Genomic DNA, 19,041 nt, shown 5'->3' with positions numbered 1-19,041 from the left:
GAATTTACAAATATTTTACATTTTATTCATTTCGTCTTTGTATAATTATTGCTAGTATTAGTCAGAGAGAAGGGTGAAGATAAATGGAAGACATTGCAAACAGAGTGAACTTGGACGATCCTTTATATTACAACAATCGGGAACTCAGTTGGCTGGCTTTTAACAAACGTGTTCTCGAGGAAGCATTTGACACGAAAAATCCGTTACTTGAGCGCTTTAAATTTATTGCCATCTGCTCTTCTAACTTGGATGAATTCTTTATGGTTCGTGTTGCTGGCCTTAAAGATCAAGTAAAAGCAGGCTTTAATAAACCTGAAAACAAAGCAGGACTAACACCAAAACAGCAATTAAAAGCAATCTCGAAACAAAATCACACGATAGTCGAGCAACAATATAAAGGATATAAAAATCTACTGGCATTGTTAGAAAAACAGGAAGATAGTAGCATTATATCCATTGAACAGTCATCAGCTGAGGAAGAAGAAAAACTAGAGGAATACTTCGATGAGCAAATTTTCCCAGTTCTTACGCCACTAGCAATCGATGCATATCATCCGTTTCCGATGCTGATGAATAAATCAATTAATTTGGCCATCATTCTTGAGGATATGGTAGAGGTAGATAATAAAACGAAAAACGCCATTGTACAAGTACCTGCCCTCCTGGACCGGTATGTAAGAATTGGACAAACAAACCGATTTATTTTATTGGAAGATATTATTTCGCATTTTCTATATAAATTATTCAAAGGCTATCGTGTAAAATCAGTGACTGAATTTCGAATTACAAGAAATGCAGATATGACTATCCACGAAGAAGGAGCAAGGGATTTATTAAAAGAAATTGAAAAAGAGCTCAAAAAACGAAAATGGGGTGCAGCAGTCCGGTTAGAAGTACGAAAAGGAAAATACGATGAAGACGTTATTCGCTTTTTACTGAATGTACTTGAAATCCATGAAAATGATCTATATCTCGTGGATGGACCACTGGATCTAACGTTTTTGTTTGGATTTTGTAAGGAAGTGCAGAAAGATAAGGAACACCTTGTCTACCAAACCCTGATTCCACAGCATCCCCAGGATATTGGGGTGGATGAAACGGTATTTGAAGCAGCGGAAAAAAGAGATATCCTGCTCCACCATCCCTATGAATCCTTTGAACCCGTAGTAGAAATGATAACCGAAGCAGCGAAAGACCCGGAAGTGCTGGCAATTAAGCAAACCCTATACCGGGTAAGCGGAAATTCACCCATTATTAAAGGGCTCAAGCAAGCTGCAGAAAACGGAAAACAAGTGACGGTATTAGTGGAGCTAAAAGCAAGATTTGATGAGGAACAGAACGTACAATGGGCAAAAGAACTTGAAAAGGCTGGCTGTCATGTAATCTATGGAATGAATTTTCTCAAAACCCACAGTAAAATCACCTTAATTGTTCGGAAAAGAAAAGAAAAAATAGAGCGTTTCGTCCATTTGGGAACCGGAAATTACAACGACAAAACGGCTGAAACCTATACTGACATGGGGCTGATTACTACGAAACGCAAATTTGGCATTGATGCCACTAACTTTTTTAATTATTTAAGTGGTTTCACGGAAAAACCTGAATTCAATCATATTTCCATGGCCCCCTTTGAGATAAGGAAAGATTTTATTCGCTATATTAATGAGGAAATCAGCTTCCATAAACAAAGAGGAAATGGATATATTATTGCCAAAATGAATTCTCTCACAGATAAAGAAATTATTATGAAATTTTACGAAGCATCTCAAGCTGGTGTAAAAATCGATTTAATCGTACGTGGCATTTGCTGTCTAAAACCAGGGATAAAAGGCGTAAGCGATAACATTCGTGTCCGTAGTATTGTTGGACGTTTTCTTGAACATACACGGATCTACTATTTCCATAGTAATGGCGATGAAAAACTCTTCCTCTCCTCGGCCGACTTAATGACAAGGAACATGGCAAAACGTGTCGAACTCTTTTTCCCGATATATGAACAGACGATCAAGAAGCGGATTAAAGAAGTTCTGACGATTCTTTTAAAAGATAATGTAAAAGCACGGGAACAATCCAGTGATGGAACCTATCATTATGTTAAGGCAAAACCAGGAGAAGCCCTCGTGGACAGTCAAATGATGCTGTATGAGATGGCATATAATGTGCTGGAAGATGAGGAATAGATATATCAAAAGAACCCTGCAGTTTCATAAACTGCAGGGTTCTTTATCTTTAATATGCCAGTTATAAATACCCGGTCACTGACTCTAAGGCTTAGTGGTGGTGGTGTCCGCCTTTAGACGGGTTCGTAATCACAAAACCTTCATCATTAACGTGGAAGTACTGAATCCAAATCCCATCCAGGAATTCTTCACGGGAGTCCAAAAGAATGTCAATATCTTTATCTGTTTTTACGATTTCATCATGTTCCTGTGGTGTATCATAGGCAATACCATAATGGGCATGATCCCCATGCATGTGAGAAATATATATGCGAATCATTTTTCCTTGAGCTTCTTCTGTCTCCAGCATTTTTTTCAATTGCTTCGCTGCATTGCGATTAATTTTCACTTTCATTCGTTAACTACTCCTATCACCATTAGTCTGTCTTAGTTATTATCGCATAAGATATGATAAAAAGTCATCTAAAGAAGACTTTTATCAACAATAGATGACTTTTTATCCATTTTATCCAGTTACATTTATTTTTAAAAATAGTTGTTTTCTAGAAGATTGCTATTCGCTAAATCGATAGAACTCGTCATAACTTGAAATGATAGTCTGTACGTTTAACCGCTCCGGAAATACACTACGCTTTCCGTGGGCGGCTGGTGAGCCTCCTCGTGCTGTCGCAATGCGGGGTCTCACCGATGCCTCTTTTCCCACAGGAGTCTCCGTGTATTTCCTCCGCTGATTTTATGCTTTTACCTTCCCAATATGGATTAGGCGAAATAAATTCTTAGTATAGCGTACCAGTATTGAGATGGTTGATTGGAGTGGAGGGCAGTCTACTCCTGCGGGAAAACGGGCAGCTTGAAGACCCCGCAGGAAGTGGGTTTCTTCCGAGGAGGCTGAAGCGTTGCCCGCGGAAAGCGACTGCCCGTAGTGGAAATCAACGTTGCACTTTACTACGTCGCATTTCCATCAACAGTAACGAAAAAAAGCAACAAACAGTTTAATAGATTAATCCCCAAGTAAATTAACTAACCACATACTAATGTCAGGAACATAAGTTACAAGCAATAAAATAATAATCATCGTAATTAATAGTGGTATAATCCCTCTAATAACCTGCTCAATTTTCAGCTTCATCACACCTGCTGAAACGAATAAGTTCACACCAACTGGTGGTGTAATTAGTCCAATTGCCAGGTTGAAAATCATGATAACCCCAAAGTGAATTGGGTCGATTCCAAGTTCCATCGCCATCGGAAGCAATATTGGCGTTAAAATAACAATCGCTGCCAGAGCCTCGAGTACAAGACCTACTAATAATAGGAAAACATTTAACAGAAGTAGAATGACGAGTTTATTCTCACTAATTGCCAGAACAAAGTCAGCTACTGCTTCTGCAACCTGCTCTAATGTAATTAACCGGCCAAAAATATTCGCCATAACAATTAGCAGAATAATCACAGCAGAAGTGACACCTGCAGTGGCTAAACTTTTATAGACAGCTTTATAATCCAGATCTTTATAAACAAATATTCCAATCACCAAACCATAAGCTGCAGCGACTGCCGCGGCCTCTGTTGGCGTCATAATACCACCGTAAATCCCGCCTAGAATAATCACCGGTACCAGTAAAGCCCATTTGGCATCCCAAGCAGCTATTAGGGTCCCTTTCAAGCTAAAGGATTCGCGGTCACCTTGCCATCCATTCTTTTTGGAAATGACATAGGTAACAAGCATTAAAGCAGCCCCAGTTAATACGCCCGGAATAATTCCGGCCATGAACAGCTCGGAAATCGATGACTGGGATACAACCCCATAAATAACGAGCGGATTACTTGGTGGAATAATAATCCCAATCGTACCAGCTGCAGCTACTACCGCTGCCGAGAATCCGGGGTGATACCCTTGCTTTATCATCGCTGGTATGAGCAATGTACCAATTGCCGCTACAGTTGCAGGTCCAGAGCCACTAATCGCCGAAAAGAACATACTTGTTACAATGGCAACAAGGGCTAAGCCACCAGGTAAAAAGCCTAAAAGCTCATCCGACAGATGCAAGAGCTTTTTAATAATACTGCTGTTTCCCATGATGACTCCGGCAGCAATGAAGAATGGAACTGCCATAATCGGAAAACTGTCAATACTTGTAAAAGCTGTCTGCGGGAAGAAGTCTACCGGTATCGCATCCGTTGCCAGCACAGTTGCTAACGTACTAACCCCCAGTGCAAAGGCAATTTGCATTCCAAACAGGATAAAGAATACGAAGTAACCGAACAATAACAGTGTAATACTTCCATCTTTAAATAGGATGGCAGGTAAAATAAATAATATCGATAAGGCCACTGCAGTAACGCCATCCTTTGGCGTCATGCCTTTTACGTCTTCTATCAATGTTTGAATCAAGCGAATTCCCATAAACAGGAACCCAATCGGAATCGCACTATACGGAATCGCCATTGGAATTCCCATTGCAGGTGTTGACTGATTCGTTTCAAATTGAAAGGCAACGAGATCGAATCCGTACATAACCATTAAATACGAGAAATAGAGCATAAATAATGAATTCGCTGCATCAATCGCATTTCGGATATGCTCCGGAAAGCGATCCACTAATATATTTACGCGAATATTTTCCCGCTTCTTTATCGCTAAACTCGCTCCTAAGAAGGATACAAAAATAAAGATATACCTTGAAATTTCCTCTGTCCACGTTGTAATATTTCCTATTTCTATAAATGGTAATACATAACGGTTAATCACCTGTAAATTAATTAAAAGTATAAAAATGGCAAACCCAACAACAATGAGTACTTCTTCAAATCGAAGGTCAATCTGACGCCATGTTTTTTTCCAAACATTGTCAGTTGGATTTGCCTTTGTCGGCACATTTTCTTTCATCATACACACTCCTCTGCCTTCTTTTCTAACGTTCTATTCAAAAATCTCTTCTTTTGTCTTTCCAAGCGTATCCAGTATAATTTCCACATATTCCGGTTCAGCAAAACCTTCCCTGACAAAGGTATCCCAAACTGGTTCTACCACTTGCTTCCACTCTCTCATCTCTTCCTCGGTAGGTTCATAGACTTCGATTCCATAATCAATAAACTGCTGTTTGGCTTCTTCCTCACGTTCATTCGCCAATTTCCGTTGCCACTCGGTCGCTTCTTCGCCTGCTTCCATAATGATTTCCTGATGTTCCTCAGAAAGCCCATTAAATTTATCCAGGTTCATCACAACAATGTCAGAACTATAGTTATAGTTTACTTCCGTGGCATAGTCGAGCACTTCCTGATGTTTGGAATCCCATAAGAGGGAATAGCTGTTTCCTTCTGCTTCAACAGTTCCTTGCTGCAGGGCTGTAAACACTTCAGACCAGGCTACAGGCGTAGGATTGGATCCATACTGTTCAAAATCAGCCTGTTCGATTCTTGAATTAGTGGTTCTTACTTTCAGCCCTTCCATATCCTCAGGAACTTCTACTGGGCGAACATTATTCACTATTTGCCGAAAACCATAGTCCGGGAAAAAGATAACTTTAAAGCCAAATGGTTCCATTTCTTTTCGGACAATATCTCCTGGCTCCCCGTCAATGGCTGTATATACTTCCTCTTTATTTTCAAAAATATACGGTAGATCCCATGCGGTGAAGTAATTGGTAAAGCTCGTCATATTTGGTGTAGATGAACTTGCAAAAGCAAGACTCCCCTTTTGCGCACTTTCAATTACCTCCCTGTCACTTCCCAGCAGGGCGTCATGAAACGTTTCAATCACAATTTCACCATTAGATTTTTCCTCGACAAGCTCAGCAAACTTATCAATCCCCTGTGAAACAGGATGACTAGCTGCTTTTGCTTGCCCAAGACGCAATGTTATCGTATCAGTATCCAATGACCCTGCACTCGAACTTAATGCCATGTTTCCCAGTGCAACAATAGCTGCAAACACAATCACCAGTAAGATCGGTGTAATACTCTTCTTCCATCGACTCATATAAAAGCTCCTTTACATTTTATTTGTTGAAAATATATGGTGGATATCTCTTCTGTAGACAGAATTTTCGGAAAATAAAACAGGGAATATAGGTGCTCAAAAATAAGATTATATGTTGTACTTATAAGTCACAATCAACAGACGTATTTTTTAGATTCAAAATTTACATCTGTTTTCCCCCACAGAATCATAGTTAAACAAATTTGGGTACAACATGCAAGTATTTTCTACGCATTTATTTATAAAATGATGGAATTAATGTGAGGATTGCTAATTTAATAGGATTTCCAGTAAATTAGAGAGAATATTCCGGCATTCATTATTTGAATTTTAATGCTAATTCGCTGCGATTTTTTATTCAAATAATTTATAATTAACGACATAAGAAAGTATGTCATTTAGATTGCTAGTGTTGGAATTCGGTTTTCGTGGAGGGAATTTAGTTTTCGGGGAGTTAATTTGGATTTCTTGTGGTGGAAATGAGCCTTCGTGATAATAATTCAGCTTTTAACCCTGGAATTCAGCATTCATAATGTTAGTCTAAAAAGTGGACACGTCAAAATGAGAATCTAGTATAATATATAACTAAGAAAAGGACGTGTTCATATGGGGAAGCATCGTGATCCAGAATTTAAAGAGTATGTTGCCAAACTAATTGTAGAAGATGGAAGAGTAGCTAGGGAAGTGGCTTATGAGCTTGAATTATCGTATTCCACAGTGGGACATTGGGTTTCGGATTATAAGAAGAAATTGAAGAAAGGGACAGATAAAGAAGAATATATTACTCCTGGGGAATTGGAGAAACTTAAGAAACAACATGCAAAAGAGTTACAGCGCTTGAAAGAGGAGAATGAAATCCTAAAAAAAGCCATGCACATCTTCACGAAAAACCAAGAGTAAAATACGCCTTTATTTTGGCTCACAGCGAAGAATACCAAGTGGTGATGATGTGCAGAGTTCTTAAAGTATGGAAAAGTGGGTATTATGAATGGTTAAAAAAAAGAGATCAGGTTCACCCTGAAAAAGAGGCTTATAAAAGGAAATACAGCAAAAAATTAAAAAGTCCTTTCACGAAAGTGGTGGAACTTATGGAAGCCCGAGAGTACATGATGATTTAATAGAATGGGGATATATTATTTCTCAAAAGACTGTGGCTCGTATGATGAAAGAAATGGGCTTAAGAGCCACCCCAAAGGAAAGATATATCAATACTACTGATTCTAATCATAATTTGCGTATTTATCCAAATTTACTTAACCAGGACTTTAATGTAGAGAAGCCAAATCAAGTATGGGTAACGGATATAACCTATATTTGGACGTTAGAAGGATGGGTTTATTTAGCAACGGTTATGGATTTATTTTCCAGGAAAATTGTGGGGTGGAGTACAGCTTCTCATATGAAAAAGGAGTTAGTACTGAAAGCGTTAAATATGGCACTCTTATTAAGGCAACCATCTAAAAGATTGATACACCATTCCGATCGTGGGTCGCAATATTGTTCGACTGACTATATTGATGTATTAGAAGATAGAAAGTTTGAAATAAGTATGAGTAGAAAAGGTAATCCCTATGATAACGCATGTATCGAATCATTTCACGCAACTATCAAAAAGGACTTAATTTACAGAAGGCGTTTTAATACGCGTACAGAAGCTATTAAATCCATCAACCACTATATAAGCAGTTTTTATAACGGGAGAAGAAAGCATTCGAGTCTAGGGAATTGTTCTCCGAATAATTATGAGCAAGCATATCATTTAAATACACAGGAAGACTTGGCAACAAATTGACCATTTGACATCAGAAAGGATAAGTCATGGGCTCGACTTATCCTTTCTGATGTCGCAGCAAACGGAGTGCGGTAGTTGTTTTGAACTTAAGGTTCACAAAATTTAAGTGTCCATTTTCTTGACAGAAGACCAGCTTTTAATCTTGGAATTCAGCATTCACGATCATAATTCAGCTTTTATTCCTGGAATTCAGCATTCACAATCATAATTCAGCTTTTATTCCTGGAATTCAGCATTCACGATCATAATTCAGCTTTTAATCTTGGAATTCAGCATTCACGATGATAATTCAGCTTTTAATCTTGGAATTCAGCATTCACGATGATAATTCAGCTTTTAATCTTGGAATTCAGCACTCGCGAGATTAATTCAGCTTTCACGCTTGGAATTCAGCACTCGCAAAATTTTTTCGGCTTTCAGGTGCTAGAATTCGCACAGCTACCTCAGAATAACCTGATGGTATTCGTCAAAGTGAAGCTTTTCACCGTAGACAATATAATATTGCTGTTCCCCTTTTTGTACAATCCATGTCATTACATGCTGTTCATCTGTCTGTGCAACAACCATACTCCAACCTTCTGGGAACCGTTCATCCAGCTCATTCACAATATTCTCATGCAGTTCGCTGATTGTTAATTCAGTCAAATGCATAAGGTCAACGCCTTCCATCGAAATAACATCTTCCTTTAATTCTGTCATATATTCGGCAAATGGCTCGTTTTCTACTATAAACTCCCTAGTAAAATAGGACTCTACTTTCTCATATTCTTCCATAAGTGCCATACGATACATGTCCTCCACAATACGAACTGCAGTAGAATTCATGCAGCCGCTTAAGAATAAGTGTGTGATTATAACAGCGAATATCCCCAGTTTTCTCATTCTCCTGACTCCCCTGTAAATGATTTCATTTCTAATTTTATAGTATTTATGCGAAATCCGAAAACTTTAATGTAGGATGTCGTTTCTTGCCATATGTCTCCAAAGCGGAAAGCCTGTAAAATGAAAAAAACGGTGGGAATTAACCCACCGTTTCCTATTAATCCAGTTCAGCTACAATTTCACTAATATATGATGCCACAGCATCCATTTCTTCTTCAGACAATACTCCTTCAAAAGCAGGCATCGATTCTCCGCCATTTTTTATTCGATTCATGACAGCTTCTTTATCAGGAGACACGTCACTCGCTTGTAGATTTGGCCCATTATGTCCATTTACTCCTTCTGTGCCATGACAGGCCAAACAGTTCTGTTGATACACTTCTAATCCTTGCTGGACTACCTCCCCTTCCATGGAGGCAGCTTCGGCTGATTCATCATTTTCTGTTTCTTCCGTTGAATTTTCTGAAGCGGTATCAGCTTCTTCCAAATCATCCACCGATTCAATCGAGCCGTCTAAGGAAAATGTCCAAACGGAATCACCATGCTTACTGCCAGCAAGTGAGTTACCTGCTGCAAAGACGGTAATGTACTGCTTACCATCTATTTCATACGTGACTGCCGGTGCATTTACCCCCGCATCTGTCATAAACTCCCAGACCTGATCACCAGTTGTCGCATCATAAGCGATAAATCTGCCATCGTTATGACCTACAAAAAGTAGATTACCCTTTGTTGTTAACGTTCCACTGTATGCATTCGTATCCCACTGTTGCTGCCATGTAATAGTATTTGTCTTGACATCTATTGCGGTAACTGTACCTCTCATTGGTGAATCTGAAATAATATCAAATGCACTACCTCTATATTTAACTCCTTCCTCGATCTTTTCGGGATCAAAGTATTCGTCCTCGTCCCTTGTAAATGTACCGTATTGGTCAGATGCTAATACGTAATAATACTCAGTTTCAGGATTGTATGCAGAAGGTGGCCAATTTGCACCACCTAATGCAGATGGTTTTAATGCAACAGGTTCCTCCCAAAACGGATCAAATATCTTACCGATTTTAGCATCAAATTCATCTCCTTGCAGATCTCTTTCAACATCCTCTTCCGTTACTTCCTGTGGTACAAATGAATCTCCTTCTGGTATAGGCTGAGTAGGAGAAGTCTTTTGCCGCTCGTCCTGAGGTACAGGCATTTCCTCAATTCCGATTAGAGGTTGCCCATTTGTCCGGTCCAGAAAATAAATCCATCCCGTTTTTCCAGCCTGACCTAATGCCTTCCGAATTTCCCCTTCTATCTCTATATCAAATAAAATAATTGGATTAGGTGAATCCAAATCCCAAATATCGTGATGAACTTCTTGAAAATGCCATTGATACTCCCCTGTTTCTACATCTATTGCAACTATTGATGCAGCAAATAAGTTATCTCCTTCTCTGTTACTCCCGTCATAATCCGGAGCTGCATTTCCTGTTGAAAAATACATCAATCCTAGCTCTGGATCTACAGCTGGTGTTTGCCAAACAGGTGCTCCACCTGACATCCAGGCTTTATTATCATCTGGCCAAGTTTCATGACCAATCTCTCCAGGGCCCGGTATCGTGTAAAACCGCCATAATTCACGTCCATATTCAGCGTCAAAAGCTGTAACACGTCCCCTGATTCCATATTCCCCGCCTGATATTCCGGTATACACTTTTTCATCATAGTACAATGGAGCATTGGTAATGGTATAACCTTTTCTCCAATCATCTACAATAGTCTCCCAAACAACCTCACCCGTTTTCTGATCCAGAGCTACTAGTCTAGCATCCAATAAACCAACAAACACCAATCCTTCACCGATAGCTACTCCCCTACTAATCCAGCCACAGCAGACCGTTGTAAGTTTTTCTGTAATATGTGGCCGATATTCCCAAATCGTTTCCCCTGTAACCGCATCAAGTGCTAGAACATCATTGGCTCCTGTGATTACGTACATGACACCATCATAGACGATAGGGGATGCTTCACCGGAATATTTAAAATCAAAACCCGAGCCCAAATTAGCAACCCATTCTGCTTTTAAATCTCCAATATTGGATGTATTAATTTGATCTAATGGAGCGTATCGCTGATTGGTCAGATTCCCCCCATTTGTAAGCCAATTATTGGTTGGCAGCTCATTTAATTCTTCTGCAGTAAATGCTGGTGAAACCTCCGCAGTATACGGTTTGAGCTGCTTAATTTCTGCAGTTACTTCTTCCTCTGTATCTAATTCCTCGCTTTTCTCTGTTTCTTCAGCCAAATCTTCTTCCATCTCAGGTTCTTCCACTACGACTTCCTCTGTCATCTCTTCCGTTTCATCTGGCACTGGTTCCGATGCATTATTATATATTGCCAATTGCCACCCGAAAACACTAACAATTACAAGTAATGCCAGCGCCACAATAAACCAAATAATCCTGTTATTCTCCAATACAATCCTCCCTGCCCCTTTTGGGTGAACGCTTACAAATTATTAAAATGAAAATAAAACCAATAAGTAGTAAATCATATGCATGAGTTTCGTATGATATGAGATTAAATCTGGTTGCGGAAATAAAACCTTATTACTATTTTAAGTTATACCCGGTATTCGCCTCATCCCTTTAAGAATATCAAGTTTTCACTTATACTTTGGGCCTGAGGATTTGTACTGCGTTAATCTACTTTCTACTATAACTTCATATTTCAAACGTACAAAAAAAATTCTGCAGCCTATAATCTGCAGAACTCATGATTTTAAATTAATAGTCATCCGGATTTGGACCACTTCTATCATCCATATTTAAATCATCGATTCGCTTCATTTCCTCCTCTGTTAAAGAAAAATCAAAAATATCCGCATTTTGTACTATTCGTTCCTCTTTCACAGATTTTGGAATCGTAATAACATTATTTTGCACGTCCCAACGCAAAATAACTTGAGCTGGTGTTTTTCCATATTTTTCAGCAATCTCTACAATTACCGGCACATCAAGAAGTCTGCCTTTTTTAAGTGGAGACCATGCCTCCATCTGGATATTTTCCTGCTCACAAAATGCTTTCACTTCCGACTGGGTTAAGTGTGGATGATACTCTACCTGATTGATGATCGGTTTCACTTCACAATCCTTCAGCAAATCTTCCAAATGGTACACTTGAAAATTACTCACACCGATCGCACGTATTTTTCCATCTTCATACAGCTTTTCTAGCGCCCGGTATGTATCTTTAAATTTCCCTGTCACAGGCCAATGAATCAAATAAAGGTCGAGATAATCCAAATCTAATTTTCTCAAGCTTTCATCAAAAGCCTTTAATGTGTTTTCATAGCCTTGCTGGTCATTCCATACCTTGGAAGTGACAAATATTTCTTCTCTAGGAATACCTGATTCCTTAATTCCCTGCCCGACCCCCTCTTCATTTTTATAGTATGAAGCGGTATCAATGAGGCGATATCCATGCTGAAGTGCTGCTTTCACTGCGTTAACAGTTTCGCTGTTCTCTGCCTTGTACACACCAAGACCGAAGCCAGGCATTTTTACTCCGTTGTTTAAAGTAACCGTGTCTTGAAGATTGGTAATCATCGTGCATCCCTCCATCTAATTTTAATTTAGTTTTATTTTATCATATGGTGTTGTTCAAGACTTAGTAATAAGTAGGATGGACGGGTGTTGGTATATTGATGTTGGTTGTGTCGGGCGTTTGATTGGGATTGTTGCTTGATTTTAGTTTAGACTCGTGCGATTTAATTGGGCTGTCGCACGGTTTTCGTTTGGCCTCGCTCGATTCGGATTCGTTGTCGCTCGTTTTTTGATTGATTCCGCGCGATTTGATTGGGCTGTCGCTCGGTTTTCGTTGCACCTCGCTCGATTTAATTCCGCTGTCGCTCGGTTTTCACTAGGCCTAGCGCATTTTGATTGGGCTGTCGCTCAACTTTTGCGATTTCAACCTAAACTCGCGCATTTAAAAAATCCAGCCACCTTCCCAATAGAAAGACAGCTGGATTTTCATTAATTAGAGCGAATTTCCTGGCGCATAAAGATGATATAGGCAATCGCAAAGCAGATTAATGTTGCAGCAATGAGACCAGTTAGCTGTGGCCAGATGAGTAATAGACTTTGGCTTAATGGTAATGGACCTGCAACTGCACCTACTGCTTGTTCCATCGTTAATGGTCCAAGACTGCGGACGGATGGTGACAGAAGAATCGTAGTGGATTCAGTGAATAAGTAATTTGGCGACAGCCGCATTAGATTGAGAACAGCCCCTTGGCGATTTACCACATCTGCCATACTGGTTATGGACTCCGGATTTAAGATGGAACGGGACAATAATTGGACAATCATCGAATAAAAGATGTTGAAAAAGATCCACACGGCAATACTGGACAGTGCAGACGTTGCCGAATTTTTAAAGACAACGGAAAACAGGATGCCTAAATTTAGCCAGAATGCAATATAGACAATACATACAACGAGAAAAAACATGACGCGTAAAAATTCTTCCGTAGTCGGCGGAATCCCAAGAATCAGTATCCCAAGCGCCATCACGATGAAGCCAAGGGAAAAGAATAAAATGACATTCAACAGCAATGCTGCAATGAATTTGGCATTTAATACATAATCCCTTGGAATCGGCTGGGCCATTAATCTACTTAATGTGCCTCGGTTACGCTCGGAATTGATGGCATCAAAACCTAGTGCTATGCCAAACAGTGGACCTAGAAAGCCAACGAATGTAATAAACGAAGGCAATATGCCATCCGATATCGTGAACAATTGGAGGAATAAATAAGTATTTCCACCAAGTTCTTCGGCAGCACCACTATCCAATGTATCTGTTATAGCCGTCACCGCAGTATACAGCGAACCGAAGCAGGCTAATAGAATGATCGCCAATAAAATGATGATGCGCCAGCTTTTAATGGAATCCGTAAACTCTTTACGAATAATCGCAAAAAAAGCAGCACGATTATCTACCGTATGAACAGTTCCTTCTTCTGTTTCGCGATTCCTTATTATTCCTTTAAAATTAAATTTTTCTTTGACATTCGCGAGATTCATTGTTGCTCACGTCCTTCAAAATAACGATGATAGATTTCGTCAAGTCCAAAATGTTTGTTACTGATGTGATATAGAGACGCCCCTAAGTCGATGATGGTCTCACTAATTACCGGGCTGACATCCTCGGTACAATACACATCAATTCCGGATTTCTCCTGAACTACCTTTTTCACGTTTGGAATGGAGCGGATATTTGCCAATAATGCTTCCTCGATGGGAGAAGCCTCGACATGAATGACAAGGGTATTATCTTTAAAAAGCTGCTTTGCTAAACTCTTGATATTCCCTTCCGCAAGCAATTTTCCTTTAACAAAAATACCAACCCGATCACAGATTTGCTGAACCTGATGTAAATGGTGGGAAGAAAGCAGTACCGTAATTCCTTCTTCTTCACTTAATTCCCGAATCATTTTTAGCAGTTCACGAACACCTTCAGGGTCGATTCCCAGTGTCGGTTCATCCAAAATGACGACTTCGGGATTTTTCATCAAAACATCCGCAAGTCCAAGGCGCTGTTTCATCCCTCGTGAGTATTTGCCTGTCTTTTTATTGGCTGCCTCCGTTAAGTTTACTTTTTCCAGCAAATAATCTGCTCTTTCTTTCGCTGTTTCTTTTGGAATATTGTTTAATTCAGCTGTATACAACAGATTTTTCAGGCCTGTCATATTTTGATAAAATCCGAGATTATCCGGTAAATAACCAACCATCCGCTTCACTTCAATCGGTCTGCGTACCGAGTCAATCCCAGAAACACGGATGCTTCCAGACGTTGGTTCACTCAGCCCGAGCATCATTAAAATCGTCGTGGTTTTTCCGGCACCATTCGGACCGAGCAAGCCAAAGATTTCTCCCTTTGGAATGGAAAGAGACAAATTGTTGACGGCAAACTGATCATCATATTGCTTACTGACGTTTTTCAGTTCGATAATTGGAGCAACCACATTTATCTCCTCCCATATTTTTTAATGATGTAATACAATCCGGCAACGACCCCTACAATAATCACAATACCGATAATTCCCCAAAGTGTGGATGTTTCCACAGATACTCTAAAATCAGCGTCCGATGAAGTTTCGGCAGCTGTAGCCGTAAAGGTCGTAATATAATCACCGGCAATCGCATCATTGGAAGCCGTTAACGTTGCTTTCACTGTGACAGATTCTCCAGGGGCAATTTCCGGAATCGTGTTTGTATCAAATTCATACTCCCAATCCGTTGGTGTAGATGCGGATAATTCCACATTGGTTAGCGGGGCTGTTCCTGTATTTTGTACTACCAAATCGATCACACGGTCACCGCCTGACGTAATATCCGTGCTTAAGTTTTCATTAGGTGTCGTTAAGTTAATCCCGTATGATCCAGTAATAACCGCTTCTAAAGTTGTCTCCGCAGACGTTCCACTTCCCGCAGCAGAAACCCCAATTTCATACGTATCCGCACTGGCATTTTCAGGCGGTGTCACATCAACAATGATATCAGCCTCACTATTCGGTTCTACTGTTACCGAAGTGATATTGTCACTACCAGATTTAAACACCACACCCCATCCTTCAGGCGCATTAGCTGTTAAGGCATAGTTTTGCTCTTCTGCTGTCCGGTTACGAATTGTTGCCGAATAGGAAAAAGAGGAGTCTGTTTGCCCCTGTAGGTTTGGCTGGTCAACATTTATTTCGGTTTCAAAGGTTCCTTCTTCCGTAAGCTTGACTAGAAATGGAAGCTGTGAACTGTTTCCACTTTGATCTGTCGCAACTAAATTGAATTCATAGTCTGCCTGTTCAATTTCAAGCGGCACCGTAATCTCAAGGGTAATTTGCTCCTCACTGCCTTTGCGAACTGAAAGCTGCTCAATCGCACTTCCATTTGCTGTAATTTTATAGGACCATTCTTCCGGCAACCCCTGTACATCGAACGTTACATTTTGGATGGATGATTCATTATTAATAACATCCACTGTGTAATCGATTGTTTCCCCAGGTGTAGCGGAAAGCCCCGTATATGGAGTGTAGAGTGTTACTTGTGCAAATGCCGGATTCACTCCTATCATGGTGCTTACCAATAGGATAAGCGATAAAATAGCAATGGATTTTTTTAACATGATATTTCATCCTCTCTGTTTATTTTTCATACTAGTTACGACGGAAATATAATTTTGGATTTATTTATTTGAAAAAAATTTTAGGAAGCATATGGACGGTTCTCGTGCTTCAAAATTTATGTGACATTCTAAGCAAAAAAAATCGTTTATTCCTTTGTAACTTTTTGAACTAACCGAGCGTCTAGTAAAATAGAAAAAGAACATGAAGGGGGCGAAGAAATGTGGATAAAAACCAGGAAAGTGTCGAATGGTTAAAGCAAATTTCCCATGGCTCACGTGCAGCATTTGATCCCTTTTACGAAAAATATAGCACCTTTGTTTTCCAAATTGCCTATCATGTAACCGGCAATCATGCGGAAGCAGAGGATGTGTGCCATGATGTGTTTTTGGAAGTTTTTCAAAAGGCACATCAATACAAACCATCACGAGGAAGTGTCAAAGCCTGGCTCGCTGTCAAAACAAGGAGCAGGTCTATTGACAGACTTCGCAAAAAGAAACCACTTCTCATCCGGAAGTTAGAAAAAATTTCTCTTGCGGAGGTGGATGGTGCAGATTTAGAAGTTCTCAGGGAAATCGAAAACCACCTCATTCATGATGCACTTCAACATCTCCCAGCAGCACAGAAGGAAGCAATTTACAGATCCTATTTCCAAGGGGAAACACATAAGGAAATTGCCGAATCGATGAAAAAGCCATTAGGTTCGGTCAAATCTTTGATCCGATATGGATTACATAATCTACGAAAACAGAAATCCATCTTGAATTGGACGGAAACAGGTGGAGGTGGAAACGGGCATGAATTATAAGCAGCATGTATCTGAAGAACAGTTAATTGATTTGGCGTTAGGAAATCTGAGTGAAGATAAGAAAAAGAAAGTATACGAGCACATGGAACATTGTGGGACTTGTCATCGTAAATTGGAAAACTGGCGGTTCATACTGGAAAAAGAGGAGAAGGAAAGCCCGAATTCTTCTGTAAAAGAAAGAATTTGGCAAGACTTTGAAGAGAAAAAACACCCCATTCATAGAAAACGGAAAAAACCTGCTTTTGTCTTCGTATTAGGTAGTGCTGTAGCCATTTTCATCGTTACGGTAGGATTGATTTTTTATAATCAGTCATTGGAGCGTTCCTATCAAGTCGCTTATAATGATGATGTAGAGGAAGATATCATCTCTAAGGATTATACCAAACAGGTGGCGGTCATTCCCGTTGCGGACTTTCCTGATATTTCGGGGAACCTTTGGATTAATCAATCAGCAGATGAAATGCTGCTTGAGGTAGATGGATTACCGCAACTTTCCGATAACGATTATCAATTATGGATTGTGTATGACGATAATCTAATGGAAGGAGAAGTTCTCTACATTCAAAACGGGACATCCCGTGTATTTTTCAAAGGGGATGATGTGGGACAATTTAAGTTCATGAAGGCAAGTGTGGAACCGATTGGTGGTAGTGTTGAGCCAACAGGGCCGGAGACGTTTGTGGTGCCGGTGGGTTATTGGGAGTGAGGTTGGAGGGGGGATTTGGGTTCTCCTCTTTTTTTATATGGATATAAGAAAGATGCAACCAAATCTCAACGCCCATGCTAATATACTATTTATGGAGAAAGTAGAGTATAGATTATAGATAAGGGTAGTGTAGTAAAGTTTCAAGATGGCAACACTTTAGAACAAACTATGCTCCTAAATTAGATTAGTGAGGGAACTCAAAGAACATACTAAATAGTCTATCGATCCGTATAGAAAGATGGAAAATTGCCAAAGTCTACTCGTATTAGATCAGTGGTGTAGAGTTAAGGGAGCGGTAGATGAATGTATAATCGTTATGATTTTTAAAATAATTATTAAAAAAGGATGTCCTTAAAAGGTTGCTAAGACATCCTTTTATATTTATGAAGCTACATACCAATAAACTCCTTCTTTCAACTCATGTTCACATTCACTTTGGCATCTTAAATACTCCAAGTGTGCAATCGTCTCACCAATAGCAAACCTGGACTCATGAACATTTTTAATCTTAGGAAATAGTTGCTGGCATGCCTCATAGATTGTTTTTCTTTGATTAATAATCTCAAGTGTTTTATCCAATCGTTCATAATGATGGGACTTTATTTCTTCTATTCTATCATTGGCTCCACGAAATGCATTTCCATGTGAAGGAATAACATAATCAGCATCCAGTTTCTTAATTTTGTCCAGTGATTCAAGATAAGTTTTTAATGGATTCGGATCTCCGTGAAACCAATAAGAAATATTAGGAGTAATCTTAGGTAAAATATGATCTGTGGAAAGTAATATATTTTTTTCTTTATTATAGAAACTTACTAAACCATCCGAGTGACCTGGAGTAAAAATAATCTCATATTCATACTTTCCTATTTGTATAAATTCTCCCTCATTCAAATATTGGCTTACGCTTGGATAAGGGGAAACTTTGGAAATAAAACTATCGGTATTTTTAAACATCTCATTAGCTACTTGCGGTGGAATACCAGCTAGAGCATAGTTTGTAGTTAATTTATTTAAATACTCTTCTTCCCAGGCTGTCACTCCAGCATCTGCATCAGTTTTACTCATCCAAAGGGTTGCACCAGTTTTTTGTTGAAGAGCGCCTGCATAACCAAAATGATCTGGATGGTAATGGGTAATAATAATATCCGTAACTTCTTTTCCTTTTAACTCTTTATTCCACCTTTCGATAGTTTCCTTATTATGAAGCCCAACATCGATAATCTTCCAACCATGCTCCCCCTCCATTAAAAAACAATTTACATGATTTAAACGAAAGGGTAGATCAAGTGTTATTTGTTTTAATCCAAATTCTTCTAACATTTGATTCATCTCCTAATAATATTACTGTCATTTTTAACTCATTATTACAAATCCCAAACCGACCAGTCCTTTACCAATTCTTCTAGAAGCACAGCAGAATATCCAAACTACAGTATTCATTCCGCCATATTTCTCCTCTACTTGAGAACATAGAAAGCCTAGCTTAGCTGCCTCCTTTAAATTGTCTCCTATTTCAAAATAAA

13 protein-coding genes and 1 pseudogene are annotated in these 19,041 nt (G+C 39.4%); 4 read left to right on the top strand and 10 right to left on the bottom strand.

Annotated elements, in window-relative coordinates; genetic code table 11:
- Positions 1-83: 83 nt before the first annotated feature.
- Positions 84-2,180 carry an RNA degradosome polyphosphate kinase gene (locus GMJ66_RS07735; protein WP_156289736.1) on the top strand — a complete coding sequence of 699 codons (2,097 nt, stop codon included), beginning with the start codon at positions 84-86 and terminating at the stop codon, positions 2,178-2,180.
- Positions 2,181-2,271: 91 nt separating this feature from the next.
- Here the strand turns inward: GMJ66_RS07735 and GMJ66_RS07730 are convergent, their stop codons facing one another.
- From GMJ66_RS07730 to GMJ66_RS07720, 3 genes are all read right to left on the bottom strand, one after another.
- Positions 2,272-2,574, bottom strand: a complete 303-nt coding sequence (locus tag GMJ66_RS07730; RefSeq protein WP_156289735.1) for an iron-sulfur cluster assembly accessory protein — start codon at positions 2,572-2,574, stop codon at positions 2,272-2,274.
- Positions 2,575-3,180: 606 nt separating this feature from the next.
- Positions 3,181-5,070 carry a TRAP transporter large permease gene (locus GMJ66_RS07725; RefSeq protein WP_231514862.1) on the bottom strand — a complete coding sequence of 630 codons (1,890 nt, stop codon included), beginning with the start codon at positions 5,068-5,070 and terminating at the stop codon, positions 3,181-3,183.
- Between the two features lie 33 nt (positions 5,071-5,103).
- Positions 5,104-6,162, bottom strand: a complete 1,059-nt coding sequence (locus tag GMJ66_RS07720) for a TRAP transporter substrate-binding protein (protein WP_156289733.1) — start codon at positions 6,160-6,162, stop codon at positions 5,104-5,106.
- A gap of 606 nt (positions 6,163-6,768) precedes the next feature.
- Between GMJ66_RS07720 and GMJ66_RS21280 the strand changes: the two are divergent.
- Positions 6,769-7,954: pseudogene (locus GMJ66_RS21280) on the top strand (IS3 family transposase).
- A gap of 438 nt (positions 7,955-8,392) precedes the next feature.
- Here GMJ66_RS21280 and GMJ66_RS07705 read toward each other — a convergent pair.
- From GMJ66_RS07705 to GMJ66_RS07680, 6 genes are all read right to left on the bottom strand, one after another.
- Positions 8,393-8,836, bottom strand: coding sequence for a hypothetical protein (locus tag GMJ66_RS07705; RefSeq protein ID WP_156289730.1), 444 nt, complete (start codon positions 8,834-8,836; stop codon positions 8,393-8,395).
- A 157-nt stretch (positions 8,837-8,993) separates the two neighbouring features.
- Positions 8,994-11,297 carry an outer membrane protein assembly factor BamB family protein gene (locus GMJ66_RS07700; protein WP_231514861.1) on the bottom strand — a complete coding sequence of 768 codons (2,304 nt, stop codon included), beginning with the start codon at positions 11,295-11,297 and terminating at the stop codon, positions 8,994-8,996.
- Between the two features lie 310 nt (positions 11,298-11,607).
- Positions 11,608-12,429: an aldo/keto reductase gene (locus GMJ66_RS07695; RefSeq protein ID WP_156289729.1), complete on the bottom strand. Its 822-nt coding sequence runs from the start codon at positions 12,427-12,429 to the stop codon at positions 11,608-11,610.
- A gap of 426 nt (positions 12,430-12,855) precedes the next feature.
- Complete coding sequence (locus GMJ66_RS07690; RefSeq protein WP_156289728.1) at positions 12,856-13,908, bottom strand: ABC transporter permease; 1,053 nt, start codon at positions 13,906-13,908, stop codon at positions 12,856-12,858.
- A complete protein-coding gene (locus tag GMJ66_RS07685; RefSeq protein WP_156289727.1) occupies positions 13,905-14,849 on the bottom strand; it encodes an ABC transporter ATP-binding protein in 945 nt (314 codons plus the stop codon). Before GMJ66_RS07685 ends, GMJ66_RS07690 begins: the two co-directional genes overlap by 4 nt.
- A 2-nt stretch (positions 14,850-14,851) precedes the next feature.
- On the bottom strand, positions 14,852-16,003 hold the full coding sequence (locus GMJ66_RS07680; RefSeq protein WP_156289726.1) for a COG1470 family protein: 1,152 nt from the start codon (positions 16,001-16,003) through the stop codon (positions 14,852-14,854).
- Between the two features lie 221 nt (positions 16,004-16,224).
- On the opposite strand from GMJ66_RS07680, the gene GMJ66_RS07675 reads away from it, so the two are divergent.
- Both GMJ66_RS07675 and GMJ66_RS07670 read left to right on the top strand, forming a co-directional pair.
- Positions 16,225-16,809 carry an RNA polymerase sigma factor gene (locus GMJ66_RS07675; RefSeq protein WP_156289725.1) on the top strand — a complete coding sequence of 195 codons (585 nt, stop codon included), beginning with the start codon at positions 16,225-16,227 and terminating at the stop codon, positions 16,807-16,809.
- Positions 16,799-17,515: an anti-sigma factor gene (locus GMJ66_RS07670; RefSeq protein WP_156289724.1), complete on the top strand. Its 717-nt coding sequence runs from the start codon at positions 16,799-16,801 to the stop codon at positions 17,513-17,515. The genes GMJ66_RS07675 and GMJ66_RS07670 overlap by 11 nt, the downstream gene beginning before the upstream one ends.
- A 381-nt stretch (positions 17,516-17,896) precedes the next feature.
- Here the strand turns inward: GMJ66_RS07670 and GMJ66_RS07665 are convergent, their stop codons facing one another.
- A complete protein-coding gene (locus GMJ66_RS07665; RefSeq protein ID WP_156289723.1) occupies positions 17,897-18,838 on the bottom strand; it encodes an MBL fold metallo-hydrolase in 942 nt (313 codons plus the stop codon).
- Positions 18,839-19,041 lie beyond the last annotated feature (203 nt).

The organism is Oceanobacillus salinisoli (assembly GCF_009733865.1).
In the GTDB taxonomy this organism is placed as follows: Bacteria; Bacillota; Bacilli; order Bacillales; family Amphibacillaceae; genus Oceanobacillus; species Oceanobacillus salinisoli.
The sequence above is the reverse complement of the archived record's forward strand: the minus strand, read 5'-3'. Positions and strand labels throughout refer to the sequence as shown.